Annotated in this window: 16 protein-coding genes; 7 read left to right on the top strand and 9 right to left on the bottom strand. The window is 68.1% G+C overall.

Annotated features, from left to right (window positions below; genetic code table 11):
• Positions 1–552, bottom strand: coding sequence for a hypothetical protein (locus HH310_RS23535; protein ID WP_312034278.1), 552 nt, complete (start codon positions 550–552; stop codon positions 1–3).
• Between the two features lie 87 nt (positions 553–639).
• Here HH310_RS23535 and HH310_RS23530 point away from each other — a divergent pair, with 87 nt between their 5' ends.
• The 3 genes from HH310_RS23530 to HH310_RS23520 all read left to right on the top strand — a co-directional run bounded on the left by HH310_RS23530 (position 640) and on the right by HH310_RS23520 (position 2589).
• The gene (locus tag HH310_RS23530; RefSeq protein ID WP_169177790.1) at positions 640–1518 is read left to right on the top strand and encodes an alpha/beta fold hydrolase; all 879 of its coding nucleotides are present in this window, start codon (positions 640–642) and stop codon (positions 1516–1518) included.
• A 57-nt stretch (positions 1519–1575) separates the two neighbouring features.
• Complete coding sequence (locus HH310_RS23525; protein ID WP_169177789.1) at positions 1576–2196, top strand: hypothetical protein; 621 nt, start codon at positions 1576–1578, stop codon at positions 2194–2196.
• Between the two features lie 102 nt (positions 2197–2298).
• Positions 2299–2589 (top strand): hypothetical protein, encoded by a 291-nt coding sequence (locus HH310_RS23520; protein WP_169177788.1) that lies wholly within the window; start codon positions 2299–2301, stop codon positions 2587–2589.
• Positions 2590–3715: 1126 nt separating this feature from the next.
• Here the strand turns inward: HH310_RS23520 and HH310_RS23515 are convergent.
• Complete coding sequence (locus HH310_RS23515) at positions 3716–4768, bottom strand: DUF2293 domain-containing protein (protein WP_169177787.1); 1053 nt, start codon at positions 4766–4768, stop codon at positions 3716–3718.
• A 107-nt stretch (positions 4769–4875) separates the two neighbouring features.
• On the opposite strand from HH310_RS23515, the gene HH310_RS23510 reads away from it, so the two are divergent.
• Positions 4876–5109 (top strand): TM2 domain-containing protein, encoded by a 234-nt coding sequence (locus HH310_RS23510; RefSeq protein WP_169177786.1) that lies wholly within the window; start codon positions 4876–4878, stop codon positions 5107–5109.
• Between the two features lie 607 nt (positions 5110–5716).
• Here the strand turns inward: HH310_RS23510 and HH310_RS23505 are convergent.
• The 6 genes from HH310_RS23505 to HH310_RS23480 are packed head-to-tail and all read right to left on the bottom strand — an operon-like array spanning position 5717 to position 15853.
• Entirely contained in the window at positions 5717–8164 is a 2448-nt protein-coding gene (locus tag HH310_RS23505; protein WP_169177785.1) for a beta-L-arabinofuranosidase domain-containing protein, read from the bottom strand.
• A gap of 46 nt (positions 8165–8210) precedes the next feature.
• Positions 8211–9002 (bottom strand): carbohydrate ABC transporter permease, encoded by a 792-nt coding sequence (locus HH310_RS23500; RefSeq protein WP_211192515.1) that lies wholly within the window; start codon positions 9000–9002, stop codon positions 8211–8213.
• Between the two features lie 12 nt (positions 9003–9014).
• A complete protein-coding gene (locus HH310_RS23495; RefSeq protein WP_211192514.1) occupies positions 9015–9911 on the bottom strand; it encodes a carbohydrate ABC transporter permease in 897 nt (298 codons plus the stop codon).
• A gap of 12 nt (positions 9912–9923) precedes the next feature.
• A complete protein-coding gene (locus HH310_RS23490) occupies positions 9924–11195 on the bottom strand; it encodes a sugar ABC transporter substrate-binding protein (RefSeq protein ID WP_169177784.1) in 1272 nt (423 codons plus the stop codon).
• A 24-nt stretch (positions 11196–11219) separates the two neighbouring features.
• The gene (locus HH310_RS23485; protein WP_169177783.1) at positions 11220–14054 is read right to left on the bottom strand and encodes a discoidin domain-containing protein; all 2835 of its coding nucleotides are present in this window, start codon (positions 14052–14054) and stop codon (positions 11220–11222) included.
• Between the two features lie 11 nt (positions 14055–14065).
• Positions 14066–15853 (bottom strand): beta-L-arabinofuranosidase domain-containing protein, encoded by a 1788-nt coding sequence (locus HH310_RS23480; protein ID WP_312034277.1) that lies wholly within the window; start codon positions 15851–15853, stop codon positions 14066–14068.
• A 154-nt stretch (positions 15854–16007) separates the two neighbouring features.
• On the opposite strand from HH310_RS23480, the gene HH310_RS23475 reads away from it, so the two are divergent.
• Together HH310_RS23475 and HH310_RS23470 are read left to right on the top strand one after the other, a co-directional pair.
• Positions 16008–17054 (top strand): LacI family DNA-binding transcriptional regulator, encoded by a 1047-nt coding sequence (locus tag HH310_RS23475; protein ID WP_312034276.1) that lies wholly within the window; start codon positions 16008–16010, stop codon positions 17052–17054.
• A 170-nt stretch (positions 17055–17224) separates the two neighbouring features.
• Positions 17225–17734, top strand: coding sequence for a hypothetical protein (locus tag HH310_RS23470; protein ID WP_169177780.1), 510 nt, complete (start codon positions 17225–17227; stop codon positions 17732–17734).
• A 46-nt stretch (positions 17735–17780) separates the two neighbouring features.
• Here HH310_RS23470 and HH310_RS23465 read toward each other — a convergent pair whose 3' ends face one another.
• Complete coding sequence (locus HH310_RS23465; RefSeq protein ID WP_169177779.1) at positions 17781–18005, bottom strand: hypothetical protein; 225 nt, start codon at positions 18003–18005, stop codon at positions 17781–17783.
• Between the two features lie 96 nt (positions 18006–18101).
• On the opposite strand from HH310_RS23465, the gene HH310_RS23460 reads away from it, so the two are divergent.
• Positions 18102–18707 carry a hypothetical protein gene (locus HH310_RS23460; protein WP_169177778.1) on the top strand — a complete coding sequence of 202 codons (606 nt, stop codon included), beginning with the start codon at positions 18102–18104 and terminating at the stop codon, positions 18705–18707.
• The last annotated feature ends 10 nt before the right edge of the window (positions 18708–18717 follow it).

The raw sequence follows: 18717 nt of genomic DNA, 5'->3' as shown, positions 1-18717 counted from the left end.
TCAGGTGGTCGTGTCCATCGCCTTGGCCAGCTCGAGCAGGTTGTCGTCCATCGTCGTGACGTCGGCGGCCTGCGCGGTCTTCGCGAAGGTGAAGCGCAGCGTCTGAAGCTGCTTCGCCTGGCTCAGCCAGCCGATCTCGACCACCGGGCCGTGACCCCCGCTCGCCGGTGAGTTCAGCCGGTAACCGGCCTGGCCCAGCCCCTTGAGCGTGGTGGCCTTCGCCGGCTTCAGATCGTCCAGGAACTGCTTGGCGTTGGCCTGCGTCCTCTCGACGATCGAGATGGACAGGTCCGGCCACTGCGCGTCCACCGTCTGCACCACGCAGATGGACGTGTCGTCGACCTGATCGGCCGCCGCGACGTCGAAGGTGACGCCGATCTTGTCGTTGATGAAGCTGTAGTCCCAGAGGATGCACGCGCCGCCGGCCGACGCCGCGGGCTGTTCCACCTGCTGGATCGGGGGGAGCGGATCGGTGTCGAGCTTCCCGCGGTTGTTGCAGCCGGCCAGCGTGAGCAGCGCGACGGCGCCGAGCAGGACGGTACGCGAACGCACGGTGGCATCCTCCCTCGATTCGGGCACACGGTACCGACCGCGTGTTCCGCGCGGAAGCCAGGGTCGGCCTACAACTAGGCTCATCCTGTGATCAATGACCGTCTCATCGACGCCGGTGAGCTGCCGCTGGCGGTGCGTGACTTCGGCGGCGACCAGCCTCCCCTGCTCCTGCTGCACGGCGAAGGCGGCAACCTCGCGACGATGACCACGCTGGCCCGCGCCCTGCGCCCGCACCACCGGGTCATCACGGTGGACCTGCGTGGCCACGGCCGCTCCGGGGACGGCACCTGGACGTGGGACGCCGTGCTGGGTGACCTGGCCGCGGTGTGCGTCCAGATGGATCTGGAAAGGCCGGCCGTGGTCGGTCACTCGCTGGGCGGGATGATCGCGGCGCTGTGGGGTCAGCGGCACCCGGAGGCACCCGGTGTGGTCAGCCTGGACGGAACGCCGCCGCCCACCAGCTTCGACCAGGTGGGCGGGCACGCGGCCGAGCTCGAGCGGCTGCGGGAGATCTCCGACGCCGAGGCGGCCTCGGCCGGGCGGGTCATCGAGGCGGAACAGCTGCCCGACCTGGTGGAGAGCGAGCAGATGGCGGCCCGCGACATGGGCGCCAACGAAAAAGTGTGGATCGAGGGCTTCCGCCGCAATCTGGTGCACGAGTTCGGCGAGACGTCGCTGCGCCCGTCGGCCGCGACCACGGCTCAATTGCGCGAGCTGATGACTTCCTTCGACATTCATTCCGGGTACGCCGGTACGACCTGCCCGTCGATGATCGTGCTCCCGACCCGCAATCTTCCCGAGCAGGAGCCGTTCGGTGACCTCTTCGAGGCGTACCGGGGATGGGTGTTGGAGCAGGTCGAATCGGTGCCGAACCTGCGCTCCGTCCGGTTGCCGGACGCGTCGCACGCGATGGTGATCGAGCAGCCCGCGATTCTGGCCGGGCTGATCACCGACTTCCTGGCCTGATCCGACGTCCGTCCCTTGCGCGTCCGTCTCTTGCGGACGGTTTGCAAGATCGTTTGTATGTTGCTGACGTTGTTACTGTCCGTACCCCTGCTGGTGCTGTGGATCGCAATGTCGCGCGCGCCGCGGACCCGGTGGACGGTTTCGGCGACCATCGCCGGCCTGGCCGTGATCGCCGGCGTGACGATTTACCTCGTGCCGCGCGGCACCGTGGAGATCTCGCTGGGGTGGCTGGTTCTGAGTCTGTCCGCCGTGGTCGCCGGCCACGCGATCGAGCGGCGCCGGGTGAGCGCTCTCTTTGCCGCCTGGCTGGTGCTGACCGTGCTGGCCGGGCTGGTCGCGTGGCGGCCCGGGCCCTTCTATCCGGCGACCGGCGGAGTGCTGCCGCTGCCGGACGGCCTGCACGCCACGGTCCAGCCGACCGGTGACGGCGACTGCGGCTCGGCATCGTGCTCGCGGACGATCACCGCGTCCGGCCGTCCGGGGCAGTCCGGCGACGACCTGTGGGCCGAGGTACGCCAGCACGTCATATCCCGCGGCTGGGGCCACGGCTGCCGACCGGCCGGGTGGCTGCTGGACCGGAGCACGGAATGCGTCGAACTCGCGGTGCACGACGGTCTGCTGACGATCACCTTGTCCGGGAACCGGGACGATCTGCGGCACCTCGCGACCATCGGATGACCGGTGGGGCCGGTCATCCGATCGGGCCGAATGGCCGTCGAGCCCGTCTCGATCACCGCTGAGCTGGTAATTTCCGGAAATCGGCCGAGGGTGGGAGGCAGCATGAGCTTCATCCAGATCATCGAGTACGAGACCGACCGGCCCGACGAGATGTGGGCGCTCGGGGAGGCACGTCGCAGCGAGATGGGCGGGGCGCCGCCCGGCTTCCGGCTCACCATCACGCAGGACCGCGACAACCCGAGCCGGTTCCTGACGATCGTGGAGTTCCCGTCCTACGAGATGGCGATGGAGAACAACGAGCGCCCGGAGACCGACTCGTTCGCGAAGGAGATGGCGGCGTTGTGCACGAGTGGCCCGCGCTTCCACAACCTCGACGTGAAGCGCACCTTCTAGGCGAACAGGTCCTGGTCCGAGTCAGTGGCCGGCGGCGAGCAGCGAGCTTGGCGCGGGCTGTCCGGTGCTGCGGTTGTGCCAGATTGCGGTGGCCTCAGGGCGGTGCCGGCGGCCATTGCGCGAATCTGCGGGCCGACGCGGGTGGCGCGGGCGACGCGGGCGACGCGGGCCGACGCGGGTGACGCGGATGACGCGGATGACGCGGATGACGCGGATGACGGGCGCCGATCCAGATGACGCGCGCCGACGCGGGTCGGCCCGAGTCACGTGGTTCGGCACAGTGCCCGGGGAACGCGTTGCGCGCTACTCGTCGGCCTCGCATATCCGATATTTCGGTTATCGGGCGGGTTGGTCGGGCCGCCGGGTCCGCACGGCTGGCGCGGCGCTTCCATTCCGTGGGACGGGCGGTCGCCTGCTGAGACCGGCGACCACTTTCTGGACCCGCCGTCCGCGATGTGGGACCGTCGTCCATTATGGATAGAGCTTTTGTCACGCAATGCGTGTTTCGCCCGGCGGGCTTTCCCGGCCAGATGTGAACCTTGGAGAGTTATGGCTCGTATGTGGGCGCAACTCTCCAAGGTTCGCCAAAAGTCCACGATGTGGCCGCGTTTGTCCACATGGCGGAAACGCCGTCCAGCTACCGGACCGCCGCGCGACCGCGATGATTTCCGCAGCCTCGTGGCCACGTTGCGTAACGGGTGCGCCCACCCAAACCGGCCGAAACGGTCCCCGGGTCGGCCGCACAAACCAGCCGAAACCATCGCGGATCGCCCACCCAAACGGGCCGAAACGATCCCGCGCCGGCCGCACAAACCGGCCGAAACGATCCCGCGCCGGCCGCACAAACCGGCCGAAACGATCCCGGGCCGGCCGCACAAACCAGCCGAAACGATCCCGCGCCGGTCCCCCAAACCGGCCGAAACGATCCCGGGCTGGCCGCACAAACCGGCCAAAGCGGTCGCAGGATGCGCACCACGTCGGCCGAAGTGCGGCCTCGGCTGAACGTGCCCAAGCAGCGACGCGGCTGATCGAAGCGTGGGGAACCGCGATCACAGCGGGCGGGCTGCATTTCGCCGAACGGGCGCTCGTCGAACTCGCGGACGCACCTCGGCCGCCGACCGTCTAATCAGCGGCGCCAGCCGTTGAGGACCCGGTCGATGTCCGCGCGGATGCGGTCGCGGGCCTCCTCGCGCGGCACGCCGGCCATCAGCAGCTCGTCGTAGGCGGTGTCCTCGTGCCGTACCGACGCCACCACGGCGCGCGTCACCGCGTCGGGATCGAGGGCGCGGCCGGCGGCGCTGCGGCCCACCCGGCCGCTGCCGCGGACCGCGGCGTGCCGGCTGATCGCGGCTGCTCGCGGTGCCGGGCAGCCGGGGAACAGGCGGCCGATCTCGTTGGCCAGTTCCTCCTGGAACGACTCGTCCGCGGCTTCGCGCCGCACCCGCTCGCGATCCCGGCGGCGGGCGCGAGCGTCCTCGTCGGACAGGCACTGCTGCTCGGCCAACTCGATCGCGGCCTGCTCCACCAGGAGGCCCTGCCGTTCGTGGCGCCGGCGGGAGCGGCTGAACCGCACCACCACGGCGGCGAGCCGGCTGGCCTTGCGGGCGCGGCGAGTCAGCGCCGTGTCGCCGGCCGGGAGGAACACCAGGTGGTCGAGGTCGGCGCAGGTGAGGCAGAGCGGGCCGGCGTCGTCCATCATCAGCATGTCGCCGTCGGTGCGCCCGCATCCGGCGCAGGTGAACTCTCGCGCCGGCTGCACCACGACGAGGTCCGGCGGTTTGCTCTGCCGGCTGGCGATCTGCTCGCGCCGGCGTTCCGGCAGGTCGGCCGGCGTCCAATGGGTGCGGTAGGTCAGCTCCAGCGCGGCGTCACCGGCCTCGGTGAAACGCAGCGGCCGCCGGTCACGGGTCGCCGCCACGTACGCGATCTCGCTCGGGCGCAGCTCACGGCCGCGCACCCAGCGGTGGAAGACCTCCAGCGCGTCGGCGAGCCGCTCCGGCGACACGGCGGCGATCGCTTCCAGGTGTGGCGCGCGGCCCTGTCGCCAGTCCGTCACCAGCCCGGGCGGCACCCACCCCATGCCGGTCAGCACGTCGAGCGGGCTCACGAACCGCTGCCGGGTCAACGCCTGCTCGGCAGCGGTGACCACGCGGCGTTCCAGCTTCGTGGTGGGCTGCATGGACCGCAGGTTACCCCTGCGCGTTCGATCTTGCCTGGGTGCGTGGTGTCCCGTTATGGTGCGTCGATTTATTTCGACGTATCGCTAAACAGAGGAGACATAGATTCATGACCGCCACTCAGACCGCCCCCGCCACCGGCACGAAGTCTTGGCTCGCCGCGCTATTGCTCTCGTTCTTCCTGGGCACGCTCGGCGTCCACCGCTTCTACGTCGGCAAGGTCGGCACGGGCATCCTCATGCTGATCACGCTGGGCGGGTTCGGCATCTGGACGCTGATCGACTTCATCATGATCGCGATCGGCAAGTTCGAGGACAAGAACGGCCTCTCACTGGCCCGCTGAGCCGCTCGCACGCCGAGGCGCTCGCACGCCGAGGCGCTCGCACGCCGAGCCGCTCACACGATGAGCCGCTCACACGATGAGCCGCTCACACGATGAGCCGCTCACGGAATGAGCCGCTCGCACGCCGGGCCGGTCGGGCGGCGAGCCGCTCGCGCTAAGACGTGGGTGCCCCTGGCCCTGGCAGCCGGGGGTCACCGCCGCCATTTTGTCGCCGCAATGGCCTCACCGGTGCGCGATCGGCGCGGTCGTGGCGGCGACAGCGTTGGCGCTGCCCCGTCCCGGGGTGCTTTTGACGAGCGATCCGGACGACCTCAACAGACTCGTGGACGAGCCGGGCGGGCCCAAACACCAGCGGATCGCGGTGGTCAAGGTGTGACCCGGCGCCGGGACGGCGGGCGGCGAGGCGGCGCGGCCGGGGCGCAAAGCGGCAAGGTGCGCCCGGCCGGAGCATGAAACCGCGGCGCGCCCAACCACGACACAAAAGCGGCAAGGTGCGCCCGGCCGGGGCGTAAAACCGCGGCGCGCCCAGCCACGGCACAAAAGCAGCAAGGTGCGCCCCGGCCGGAGCGTTGCAGGTGCGTGCCCCGGCCGGGTTGTCAGGCCGAGGTCAGGTGCCGCTGGTGGCGAACGTCGAGACCTCCGAGGCGGTCAGCGCCCGGCTGTAGAGGCGGACACTGTCGAGGGCGCCGTCCAGGTACGGGTCGGCGTACTGGGAGCGGCCCAGCCAGTTCTGCGTGGTGGTGCCCAGTGCGCCGGCGGTCAGGGTCAGGGCGGTGTTGCGGGCTACCTCGGCGCCGTTGACGTAGAGGACGCCCAGGTTGCCGTTGCGGGTGACGGCGACGTGGGTCCACGCGCCGGCGGTCAGGGCGGCCGGGCCGTTGATCTGCTGTTCGGCGCCCGCTCCCCCGGTGGTGATCGCGAAGCGCAGGGTACCGGAGCCGGATCGGGGGCTCAGGAACATGTACGAGTTGGTGCCGGTGCCGAAGTCGAAGAGCCTGGTCCAGGCGGTGACGACGTCGAGCCGTACCCAGAGCGCGACGGAGAAGTCGGACGCGCCGGCCAGGATGCCGCTGGGCAGCGCGGCGTAGGTCGACGTGCCGTTCAGGGACAGGGCGCTGCCGTTGCGGCCGGTCGTGTAAGACCCATTGAAGAGCGTTGCCGTACGCCCGTTCCCGCTCGCGTCCGCGGCGCTGTTGTCGAACGGATAGTGAGCGACGAACGGCGGCGGTGTGGTACCGCCGCCGGAGACCGACCAGTACACGCTGTAACGCTGGCCGTGGACCTTGTAGAACGGGGACAGCGTGACCCCGCCCGCGGTGTACTGCAGCGGTGTGGACGTGGCCGCGATCGTCGACGGGTTCAACGTCGGCAGCGAGCCCAAATTCTGGGTGCCGAACAGTCCACCGAGGACGATCGGGCCGACCTTGACCGCCTGCACGCTCGCGTTGTCATTCGTGGATTCCCGGGTCAACGCCATCGGCAGGGTCACGTCGACGACGTCGCCGGAAGCCCAGGTGCGGGTGACCGTCGCGTACGCGCCGGACGCCGGCGAGGCAAATAAAACCCCATTTATCCGGATCTGCGCGGCAGAAGTCCACGCCGGAATGCGGATCTTCATCGTGAAGGCCCCAGAACCGGTAACGGTCAGCCGCGTCGAACCCGCCTCCGGGAACGACGTCTCCTGCCGGATCGTCACCGACCGCGCCGCCCAGTTCAACGTGGACGGAATGAACAGGTTGACGTACAGCGTGCTCCCGCCGTCGTGGAAGTAGATGCTGTCCCCGTACTTCGTGTTGCTCTCCATGCCGGTGCCGTGGCAGCACACGAAGCTGTTGTAGTCGTTGCTGTACGTCTTGATCCCGCCCGCCCGCAACGGCACGTAATAACACTGGAACCCATGCGACGAGTTCGGGTCCTGCGAGGCCAGGATGTGGTTGTAGAGCGCCTTCTCGTAGTAGTCCATGTAGTCGGCGCGCGACGGGTTCGTGAAGAACAGCTGCCGGGTCAGCTTGAGCATGTTGTGCGAGTTGCAGCATTCCGCGGTGGTGTCCGACAGCTGCGACGCGATCTGGTCCGGCGCCTTGAAGTACTCGCCGTTCGAGTTCCCGCCGATCGCGTACGAGTGATGCCGGGTCACGATGTCCCAGAAATTTACGGCTATATCCCGGTAACGGGTGGTGCCCGTCGCGTGGTACTCCCGGATCGCTCCGACGATCTTCGGGATCTGCGTGTTGGCGTGATAGTTGTTCAGCCGGTCGGTGTTCGACGCGAGCGGGTCGAAGATCTCCGCGTGGTCGAAGTACTGCGCCGCCGCGAGATGGTTGGCGTCGCCGGTGAGCTGGTAGAGGTTGGTGAGCACCTCGTTCATCCCGCCGAACTCGGTGTCCAGCATATTCTGCCGCTGGGTCTGCGTGAGCCGGTCGTTGCGGAACTTCGACCAGGCCGCCATCCCGCTGAGCACGGTCAGCGCCTGCGCGTTGCCGGCCAGCAGGTGCATGTCGAGCAGCCCCGCCATGATCTTGTGCAGGGTGTAGTACGGCGCCCAGACGGTCTGCCGGGCCTCGACCCGATCGATGAAGCTCTCCGGGTACGCGCTGAGGTAGCCGGTGTTGAAACCCGCGGTGCTCGCACGGGCCTGACACTGCGCGAGGACCGTGACGATCGAGTCACCCTTGGTCTTGTACGAGGTGTCGCCGGTGCTCGCGTACGCCTGGGCGAGCGCCGACAGATAGTGACCGGTGGAGTGGCCGCGCAGCTCGGTGGTCGGGGATTCCCAGCCGCCGCACGGGGTCGCCGTCGAGGACAGTCCGACGTTGAGCCGGAACATGTGCAGCAGCCGGTTGATGTCGAGGTACTGCAGGTACGCCTGGGTACGCCCCGCGTTGGCGGAGAACGGGCTGGTCAGCAGCCGGACGGCGGACAGGGGGAAGGCGTACGCGGAAACGCCTGTGTCGGGACGGGCAGCGGCCGATGCCGGACCGGCGGCGGCCAGACCGGCGGCGACACCGACGGTGGCTGCCGAACCGGCCAGCAGGGTACGACGGGACAGGGACACTTCAGACCTCCCAGAATTGAGGGGAACAGGGAAGTCGAACGGGGAGTCAGCCGCGCAGCGCGCCGGACATGAAGCCGCGGACGTAGCTGCGTTGCAGAACGACGAAGAGGATGAGACAGGGGATGGCCATGAACGTGACGCCGGCCTCGAGAGCCGGGTAGTCGATCGCGCCGAAGGTCGCGGTGCGCATGTTGACCACGGCGAGCATCATGGTGAACTTGTCGGTCGAGTTGAGCAGGATCAGCGGGGCGAAGAACTCGCCCCACGAGGTGAGGAACGCGAAGAGCGACACGGTGACCAGGCCGGGGCGTACCGCGGGCAGCAGCACCCGCACGAGCGTGGCGATGCTGCCGCAGCCGTCGATCTGGGCCGACTCCTCGAGTTCGTTGGGGATCGCCTCGAACGCGTTGCGCATCATGAAGATCGAGAACGGGAGCTGGAACATGATCAGGACGAGGCTGAGCCCGATCAGCGAGTCCTGCAGCCCGATCCAGCCGAGCAGGACGTAGAGGGCGATCAGGATGGTGGCGTACGGGACCATCAGGATCGCCAGGGTGAGCAGGAACAGGATGTTCTTGCCGGGGAAGTGGAAACGGCCGAACGCGTACCCGCCCAGGGTGGCGACGAGCAGCGTGCCGCCGACGGTCATCGCGCTGACCGCGAGGCTGTTCGCCACGTGCTCGAATCGGATGCCGTTGTCCGAGGTGAACAACCGCTGATAGTTCGCCAGGCCGAAACCGGACGGCGTGCGCACCGACGCCCACGCGCTCCACACCAGCGGAAACAGGAACAGGATGGCCAGCGCGGCGCCGGTGACCCGGGACATGCCGAATCGCATGCGAAGTTCCTCCTAGGACCGGCGGCGCAGCACCCGCAGCTGCACCACGCTGACGATGAGAAGCAGGACGAGCAGCAGCACCGAGACGGCCGCCGCCGAGCCGAGATCCAGCTCGATGAAGGCCTTGCGGTAGATCACCATGACCAGCGACGTGGTGCTGTTGTCGGGGCCGCCGCGGGTCAGGATCCAGAACTGGTCGAAGGCGAGCAGCGACCCGCTCACCATCAGGGTGAGAACGAGCGCGATCGTGGTGCGCATCAGCGGCAGCGTGATCGAGCGGAACGTCTGCCACCACGAGGCGCCGTCCAGCCGCGCCGCCTCGTACACCTCGGTGGGAATCGCCTGCAGCCCGGTGAGCAGGATCAGCATGTTGAAGCCGGCGAATCGCCACAGCACCAGGCCGACGGCCGACGACAGGGCCGCGGTCGGACTGCTGCTCACCGACGGCAACTTGCTGCCGAAGGGCCCGATCTCGGAGCTGAGCAGCCCCAGGAAGAGCAGCGAGGCGCTGGCGAATCCCACCGCCGCGGGCAGGAAGAACGCCGTACGCAGGATCGCGACGCCACGGAAGCGGTGCTGCACGATCAGCGCGAGTCCGAACGAGATCACGAAGAGCAGCACGGTGACCAGGACCGTGTATTTCAGGGTGAACCAGAGCGCGGTGCTCAGGAGCTTGTCGTCGCTGAGCGCGGTGTAGTTGTCCGGCACGTTCATCGACGGCGGACCGAGCAGCGGCCAGCGGTGCAACGACATCCACGCGACCAGGCCCAGCGGGACCAGGAAGAACAAGCCCACCACGAAGGCGGTCGGTGCGGCGTAGAGAGCGCCGATCAACTGTTTCCGGCGCCGGCTTCGGCGCCGGGGCGTGACGGCCTCCGCCTCGACCGCCCTCGTGGCGAGCATTGTCATGATCTCTCCGGGTTACTTCTGCAGCGAGGCCGTCAGCGCCGCGGCGCCGTCGTCCAGGGACTTCTTCGGGTCGGGGCCGAACAGGGCACCCCGGAACGCGGTGACCCACGGACTCTGCGGGTCGTTGTAGGTGGCGTTGAAGTTCTTCGCGTACGGGGTCTTCCCCTTGGCCATCAGCTCGTTGATCTCGACGACGCGCGGGTCGGACTGCGAGTACTTGTTGGTGGCCAGGTCGGTGCGGACCGGGACGCCCTTGTTCTTGGCGACGACCTCGATCTGTGCCTCGTCGCCGAGGGTCCAGCTCAGGAAGTCCCACGCCGCCTTGGCGTTCTTGCTGGTCGCGCCGATGCCGATGGCGTCGCCGCCGACGAAGGTGGACTCACCGCCGTCCGGACCGCTGATCGGGGCGACACCGAGCTTGAAGCTCGACTTCTCCTCGATCAGGCCGAGCCACGCGGACGGGCCCGGGGCGATGCCGATCTTGCCGTTCTGCAGCGCGCCGAGCCAGGTCGGACCGGCCTCGTCCTTCGACGCCGGCGCGGCCACGCCTTCGTCGAAGAGCTGCTTGTACAGCGCGAAGACGTCGCTCATCTCCTTGCTGTTGATGGTGCTCTCGGTGCCCTCGGCGTTCATCACGTCGCCGCCCGCGGCCCAGACCGAGGGCCACAGGGTGAAGACGTTGCAGCCGCCGCAGTTGCCGCCGAAGTAGGTGCCGTTGATGTCGCCGCCGAGCTTGTCCACGGCGCGCGCGTCGGCGGCGAACTCCTTCAGGTTCGTCGGCGGCTTCTCCGGGTCGAGACCCGCCTTCTTGAACAGGTCCTTGTTGTAGAGCATCACGGACATGTCGATGGTGTGCGGGACCGCGTAGTTCCGGTTCTGCCAGGTGCCGTTGCGAACGTGCGCCGGCGCGACCTTGTCCTTGACCGGCAGCGCCTGGAACTGGTCGGTGATGTCCAGCCACAGCCCCTGCGAGGCGTACTGCGGCGCGAAGACCACGTCGGAGGCGAACAGGTCGGGCAGCGCCTTCGCGCCCGCCGCCGACGCGATCTTCGCCGGGTACTCCTCGTTCGGGTACGCGGTCACCTGCACCTGGTTCTTGTGCGAGGCGTTGTACGCGGCCGCGTACGCCTTGGAGATGGACTCGGTGGCCGCCCGGGTCCACAAGGTCAGCGTGGCGCCGCTGTCCGCGCTGGCGGACCCGGCCGATTCGTCGTCGTTGCCACCGCACGCGGCGGCGCCGACCAGGAGCGTGACGGCTGCTAAGCCGCCGAGCCATCTCTTCAAGGGTCGTTCCTTTCAGTTATGAATTCAGCGGTTGTAGACCTTCACCTCGGTGAGGGCGGTCTTGAACCCGGAAGCGTGGGTGACCTGCACCCGAAGCCGGGTCGTGCTGACCCCGGTGAAATTGACCACGTTGTAGTTCGCCTGTGGAGCGGCCGGGGTCTTCACCGCGGACGCGACATTGGTCCAGGTGCTGCCGTTCAGGTACTGGATCTGGTACGAGGCGGGCTGGCGGTACCGGTTGGTCGCCCGGTCGTTGCGGAACCACAGCCGTACCTCGTCCACCGTGCGTGCCTGGCCCAGGTTGAGTTCCAGGTAGTCGGTGGCGTTCGGGGAGCCGTACGTGCCCCAGAGCGGCTCGTTGATCGGGAAGCCGTCCACGGCGTTCGCGCCGGAGGTGCCGGAGGTCGTGTACGACGCGGCGGTCGCGACGCCCTGCGCGTAGTTCGTCAGGTTGGCGGTCAGGTCGACGCCGGCCTTGTTGAACATGTCGACCATCTGCGCGCTGTTCTGCGTCACCTGGTTCGGTGCCTGCAGCCCGGCGTAGGCCTGGCTGTAGTTGACGGTCGCGGTGGTGCCCGGGAAGGTGACCGCGCCGGTGTCCGGGTTCCACACCAGCGGCACGAGCGCGCTGACGGTGGCGACCCGGGTGCCGTTGATGAAGATCGAGTAGCCCTGCGGGATGCCCGGGTACTTCGCGACGCCGTCGGCCGGGTTGTCCCAGACGATCGACAGGTCGGCGTTGCGGTAGCGCAGGTTGTTGACCGCGAAGTTGGGCCAGCCGATGTTCAGCGGGCTGAGCTCGACCTGCTTGTCGCTGCGCGTCCGCAGGCCCGCGACGTCCTCGATGATGGTCCAGTTGCTGCTGCCGAGGATGTTGTGGTGGATGCCGGACCGGTAACCGATGGTGTTCGTCGAAGCGTTCCAGTTGGCCCAGTACTCGTTGGCGTCCGGGTACGCGGTGTTGCCGCCGATGTACTGCGCCCACGTGTTCCAGTAGAGGAGCTTCTTGTAGTCCTCGGTGGACATCCACTGGTTCGGGTAGTTGCGCAGCACCGACGAGTACAGCCGGAACTGCACCGTCGAGTTGATGGTGGAGAAGTTGTTGCTGCCCGGCTGGCCGGCCGCCGCCGCTGCCGCCTTGTCGCGCTGGTTCGCGGTGAAGAACGGGAAGATCGGGTATTCGGCCGGGTCGGCGAAGAGCCGCAGGGCCTGCCGGTACGTGGCCGTGTTCGGCATCGCGCCCACCGCGTACGGGTAATAGTTGTTGATCTCTTTCCAGGGCACCAGCGTGTTGGTGGAGACGTGCCGGTGCTCGATGAGCTGGTTCGTCGAGTCCCACAGGTACGTGGTGATCGCGTTCTTGATGCGGTCCGCGATCTGCTGCATCTCGGTGGCCTTGGCCGTGTTCCCGATCGCCGCGTACGCCTGCGAGGCCGCGACCGCGCCACTGTAGACATAGGCCGACTCGGCACGGTCCAGGTTGCCGGAGCGCCAGTGGAAGCTCACCGCGTCCGCGTCGTTGCCGGTGAGCGCGCCCCAGTCGTACTCGATCAAGCCGTTGTTGTTGTGGTCGTAGAACGAGAGCTGACCCTTGACGTCACCCTCGGCGTACTTGGCGAGGTTGCCCGCGATGGCCGGCTGGCCGCCGTGCAGCTGGTAACTGCGCCAGGCCGCCTCGGCGATGTACTGCGTGTAGCTGTTCGACCAGTTCTCCGGGTCACCCGGGTTGTCCATGAACCGGCCGTTCTTGGAGACCTGACCCACCGACAACCAGTCCCCGTACGCCGGTGCGGGGTTGCGCAGATACTTGAGGTCGTCGATGTGCATCGGCTGGGTCAGTGCGATCGCGTTGTTGTAGCCGAGCGCGCCCTCGACACTCGTCGGGAACTGGAAGTCCTGGCCCGGGATGTTGGCGTCCAGGTTGTTGAACCGCATCAGCCACCAGCGGTAGTAGATCTCCTTCTTGATCGCGGGCTCGGGGACGTCGATGTACGGGATGTTGACCGCCCACCAGCGGTTGTAGTCGCGTACCTGGGTGCTGAAAGCCGTTGCCGGAGTTAGCGCCTTATAAGCGTTATATTCTGACAAGGACTCCGGGATTTCGTTGGCGATGAATCCCATTTGGACCTTCACCGTGGTGGAGGCGCCGGCCGCCAGGGTGACGCTGCGGGTGAGCGCGCCGCTCGCGGCCGTAAAGCCGTCACCCGACAGTCTCGGAAATATCGTCGTAAGGTTGTTTTTGACCGCTCGCGAACCGGTCAAATCGGACCCGCTCACGGTCGTCGCATACGGGGAGGTCACCCGCAGCGCGACGGTCTGCGACGCCGTACCGGTGTTGGTGATCTGCAGGTTGTCCACCGCGACGTCGTTCTGGGTGATGAACTTCGTCTGGTTGATCCGCAGCGAGCCGCTGGTGTGCACGCTCTTCCAGTGGCTCGGCGCCTGCCACCGGCTCGCGGTCTGCTCGGTCCAGGTGCCGGTGCCCGCGGTCACGGTGAACGCCGCCTGGTTACTGATGCTTTCCCAGTACGCCACCTGGCCGCCGAACCCGAGAACGGAGGGCGTGTGGGTCTTCATGAACACGGCCCGTCCACGGCTCATGAGCCAGGTGCCGGCCGGGTCGTTACCGGTGCGGGCGAGCAGCCGATCCATCCAGAAATCGGTGCCACCCGCCTCCGCGTCGTAGATGGCCTGCATGGTGTTGCCGGTGGTCATCGCGACCGGCGGCGCGGGGATGGCCGAGGTGCCGGAGAACGTGGGATACCCGATGGTCTGGGCAGCCTGGGCCGGCGTGGCCACGACGAGGAAGGATCCGACGAGGACTGCTGACAACGCGAATGCCAGCCGGGGGTGTGGCATCGCGCACCTCCTTAGGTGGTGGGGAGCCAGATCCGCATCGTGGACGGGCCGCGACGGGCCCACCGGTGGTACGGGAGGAGAGGGACCACGACGGGATCGGGTCGTTCCGTGCTCACGCGGTGGCTTCGGTACGGCCAGTCATCGTCAACCGGCTTGGTACGTCGGCCTTTCACCGCTCCGGCCTCGGGCGCGACCGAGGTATCGACCTGCACCTCGTCGAGGGAGACGCCCTCCTCCTGGTCTGTGGATTCGGCGCACATCACCAGCGGGCCGACCTCGACCGCGGCGCACCCTCGCAGGGCGTCGGCACGCGGGTCGGGGAAGGTCCACCGGGGGCGCATCGGGAGTTCCATCCGGAGCTGCTCGCCCGGCCGGAACACCCGGCGGAACACGCCTTCGGGCGCGTCTTCTTTCGCCCACTGCGGCAGCCGCAACGTCAACGTGCGGGGCTCGGGCGGCGCCTCGACGATCGTGACGGTGACCGTCCCGCCGTCCGGGTAGGCCGTGTCGACGTCGAAGACCATGCCGCCGGCCTCGGCCCGCATCGGCGCGAACTGATGCACCTGCGCGCCGTCGTCGTCCTCGGTGACCAGATAGGTGCCGAGCGAGGCGAGCAGGCGGGCCACGTTGTTGGGGCAGCACGACACTTCGAACCACGGCGCCCGGCCGGCCCCGCCGAAGCGCAGCCGCTCGTGGCCCGGTTCCGGGACCTCGGCCGGGGTGCGCTGGTGCAGCGTGTGGGCGTAGAAGAAGGACCGCCCGTCGTCGGCCACCGCGGTCGCGATCACGTTGTGCAGGATCCGGTCGACGATGTCGCCGTAGCGCATGTCGCCGGTGGCGAGCAGCAGCCGATGCGCCAGGTGAATGGTGGCCACGCCGGCGCAGGTCTCCGAATAGGACCGGTCGGACGGGAGCTGGAAGTCGTCGCCGTAACTCTCGTCCAGGTGCCGGGATCCCATGCCGCCGGTCAGATAGGTGCGGCGGGCGAGCGTACGGTCGAACTGCTTTCTGATTTTCTCCAGGAGGTCGTCGTCGCCGGTCTCGACCGCGACATCCACCGCGCCCGCCGCGAGGTACAGCGCGCGGACCGCGTGGCCGTGGAAGACCTCGGCCTGCTTGACCGGGACGTCGTCCTGGAAGTAGCCCCAGCCGAACTCGTGCTCGGCCAGCGTGCGGTAGCCGCGTCGTTCGACGAAGGTCGCGGCCATCTCCAGATACCGGCGCTGTCCGGTGACCCGGTACAGCTCGACCAGCGCGGTCTCCACCTCCGGATGACCGCAGATACCTGCCTCGCCGAACGCGACGCAGATGTGGTCGGCGACCTTGCGGGCGACGTCAAGCAGTTCCGGGGCTTTTTGGGTGCGGGCCGCGGCGACGGCGGCCTGCAGGAAGTGACCGTTGCAGTAGAGCTCGTGCCCGAAGTTCAGATCGCTGTAGCGCCGGGGCTGGCCCGGCCGGCCGAACGCGGTGTGCAGATAGCCGTCCGGCGCCTGCGCGTTCTTGATCAGCTCGGTGAACTCGTTGAGGCGCGCGTCGTGCCGGTGACCGCCCGGCCGGGCCGACTCCCAGCACATCGCCTCGGTCAGCTTGTAGACCTCGGAGTCGCTGAACTCGCGGCCCCGGCGGCGTGCGGTCTTGAGCGGCTCGCGGAAGTTACCGCTCCAGCCCATCCGGTCGATCCACTGGGCATTGTGGCCGATCGTGGCGGTGCCGTTGACCTCTTGGCGCCGCCCCCAGAAGCCGCCGGTCAGCCGCACCTGCGGCAAGCCGACGGGCCGCAACACCCCGCGTGAGGGCACGACAGGTCCTGTCACCGCTACCGCCTCCGAAATTTTTCGAAAACCTTTTCGGGGCATCGTGGCAGCACCGTTATCACCGTGTCAATGGCGAGTATCGATTTGGTTGGTTTGGTGAAATCCGGTTATGCTTCCGAAAATTTTCGGGAGGCATTCGGTGGGCAGAAAACGCGCGCAGGTGACGCTGACGGACGTTGCCAAGCGGGCCGGGGTGTCGGTGGCCACCGCGTCCAAGGCCCTCAACGAACGCGACGAGGTCGCCCCCGCCACCCGCAACCGGGTGCGGCAGGCGGCCGAGGAGCTGTCGTTCCAGCCGAACGTGCTGGCCCGCAGCCTGATCTCCGGAAACACCCGCACCGTCGGGCTGCTCACCGACGAGTTGTCCGCGGCCCGGTTCGCCATCCCGGTGCTGCTGGGCGCCGAGAACGCGCTGGGCAACGAGCAGATGAGCGTGCTGCTGTGCGACGCGCGCGGCGACGCGATCCGGCGCCGGCACTACATCCAGACGCTGCTGGCGCGTCAGGTCGACGGGTTCATCATCCTGGGCGACTCCAACGAGATCCGGCCGTCGCTCAGTCGCGAGATCCCGGTGCCCGTGGTGTACGCCTACTGCGAGTCCGACGATCCGTCCGATTTGTCAGTCGTGGCGGATGACTTCGGCGGTGCTCAGCTGGCGGCCGAACACCTGGTGACCCTCGGACGCCGCAAGATCGCGCACATCACCGGGGACCGCGGCTATCGCGCCGCCCGCGATCGCGCCGCCGCGTTGCAGCAGGTGCTCGACGAGGCGGGGTTGCCGCTGGTCGGCGAGCCGCTGTACGGGCAGTGGTCGCAGCGCTGGGGCCGGCACGCCACCTCGCGGTTGCTGGCCTCGCATCCCGACGTCGACGCGATCTTCTGCGGCAGCGACCAGATCGCCTCCGGGGTGACCGAGGAGCTGCGCGACCTGGGCCGCTCGGTCCCCGGCGACGTGGCGATCGTCGGCTACGACAACTGGGAGATCATGGCGACCGAGACACGGCCGCCGCTGACCACCGTGGACCTCAATCTGGAGCAGCTGGGGACGACGGCGGTGCAGCATTTGTTTGCCGCGCTCGACGGCGAACGGGTGTCCGGGGTGATTCGCCAGCCGGGCCGTCTCGTGGTGCGCGAGTCGACGGCGGTGGCCGGCCCGATCCGGCCGTTCCCCTCGGCTATTTCCTGAGAATGAATTTGGAATGGGTCCATTTTGAATTGATCGCGTCAATGGGTGTCGATCGTGTCGCTGATCCGGCTGACCGCCGGGGTAATTCGGCGATACCTTACGAATGAATCTCCGGTCGAGTGGGGCCCTAGGCCGCCGATTCCTTTGTTTGCCTAAGGGGGGCATGCACCATGACCGAACGCTTCGATCCCAACATTCCATCCACCGGGCCGACCTCGGCGTCCATTGAGGGCGACTTCATCGGCGTCGTCGGCATCACCGAGCGGCCCGCCATCGGCAGCTCGAACCTCGTCATCAACGCCAACCAGTCGTTCGACATCGAGGTCTCCTGGCATGTTTTCGGCACGCTGGTGCCGCTCTGGCTGACCGCGCTGTCGGTGCAGACCTCGGACTGGGTCGTGACGGCGTACGCCGAGTCGCAGGGCCCCGGCGACGAGAAGACGCTCGGCAGCGTGAACGTGCCGATCGGCGGGCCGGGGTTCTCGCTGAACGAGACCTACAAGGCGAAGCTCACCGTTCCGCCGGGCACGCTGAGCGAGGAGAACCCGGGCGACGACACCCAGTCCGGCACCTACAAGATCGTCGTGACCGTGTTCCTCGACTCGAACCTCGGGCCGGTGGGATACGACATGATGGGGTACGCCGAGGGTCCGATCGTCAAGGTCGAGGACCCGATCTGACGGATTCGGCCGGCCCTTTCGCGGGCCGGCCGCTTCCGCAGGCCTGTCAGGCCGCCTCGACGCCGTCGATGACGAGGCCGCCCAGCGAACCGACGTGCGGAATGTGCCAGTCGCCTCGATCGATGACCGTCAGACGTGGCTGGCGCTTCCCGACGACCACTCGCCGTCCGCACGCCTCGTCGCGGCAGACGAACAGCACCTCGGCAGCGGTTTCGGCCTCGCAATCCATCTGGTGCGGCGGGGCCGGTTCCGGAGTCTTGTCCAGTGCCATGGTCAACCTTTCTCTGGCTGTCGGGCAGAGAGGGAACCATATACCCCACGGTCCGGAAATCAACACCTGCCGACGCCTATCCATGGGAGCTATCCGATGGACGAATTGACGCGAATTTCCCCCGCGACGCGCGCCGCCCTGGTCGCCGTCGCGCAGGGTTCCTGCTATTTCCCGGGCTGCCGGACACCGATCTTGGTGGCACTCGGCAGCCAGCCCGAAATCAATATCGAGTTCGCCCGTATTCGCAGTGCCGACCCCGCACAACCGCGCTATGTGGCGGGCACCAGCGACGAGGATTCGTTCCACAACCTGCTGCTGCTCTGCGTCCCGCACCGCCGCACCGTCGACCGCGACGCGACGGCCCACCCCGTCGAGCTCCTCGAGTCGTGGGTCCCGTCCGGCGCCTTGGACGACCTGGGCCCGCTGAGCCCGGCCCGCTTGGCCGACCTGCTGACCTCGGCGTTCTGGACGGCGAAGGAGCAGGTGGCCGACGCGCTGCTGCGCCTGGAGAAGACCGACTCCGACGCGGCCCAGCTCCTGCGCCACTTGCTGGACGACCAGCGCAGCCGGTACGCGGTGGACCCGGAGATCGCCGCGATCCTGCACCGGGTGGCCCGCGCCTTGGACCAGCTCGTCGAGCCGGAGCCGGCACCGCGGCGCTCACCAAGGCCGGAGCGCCCGAACATCGGCTGGCGCCCCTGACCGTGACCCC

The sequence above is a fragment of the Actinoplanes sp. TBRC 11911 genome (assembly GCF_012933445.1).
Taxonomy (GTDB): Bacteria; Actinomycetota; Actinomycetes; order Mycobacteriales; family Micromonosporaceae; genus Actinoplanes.
This window is presented reverse-complemented; position numbering and strand designations above follow the sequence as displayed.

Bases quoted from the DNA above. Each gene is read 5' to 3' on its own strand.
- HH310_RS23500 (WP_211192515.1), bottom strand. From the start codon at position 9,002: ATGCGATTCGGCATGTCCCGGGTCACCGGCGCCGCGCTGGCCATCCTG.
- HH310_RS23460 (WP_169177778.1), top strand. From the start codon at position 18,102: ATGGACGAATTGACGCGAATTTCCCCCGCGACGCGCGCCGCCCTGGTC.
- HH310_RS23465 (WP_169177779.1), bottom strand. From the start codon at position 18,005: ATGGCACTGGACAAGACTCCGGAACCGGCCCCGCCGCACCAGATGGAT.
- HH310_RS23510 (WP_169177786.1), top strand. From the start codon at position 4,876: ATGACCGCCACTCAGACCGCCCCCGCCACCGGCACGAAGTCTTGGCTC.
- HH310_RS23495 (WP_211192514.1), bottom strand. From the start codon at position 9,911: ATGACAATGCTCGCCACGAGGGCGGTCGAGGCGGAGGCCGTCACGCCC.
- HH310_RS23470 (WP_169177780.1), top strand. From the start codon at position 17,225: ATGACCGAACGCTTCGATCCCAACATTCCATCCACCGGGCCGACCTCG.
- HH310_RS23525 (WP_169177789.1), top strand. From the start codon at position 1,576: ATGTTGCTGACGTTGTTACTGTCCGTACCCCTGCTGGTGCTGTGGATC.
- HH310_RS23515 (WP_169177787.1), bottom strand. From the start codon at position 4,768: ATGCAGCCCACCACGAAGCTGGAACGCCGCGTGGTCACCGCTGCCGAG.
- HH310_RS23520 (WP_169177788.1), top strand. From the start codon at position 2,299: ATGAGCTTCATCCAGATCATCGAGTACGAGACCGACCGGCCCGACGAG.
- HH310_RS23485 (WP_169177783.1), bottom strand. From the start codon at position 14,054: ATGCCACACCCCCGGCTGGCATTCGCGTTGTCAGCAGTCCTCGTCGGA.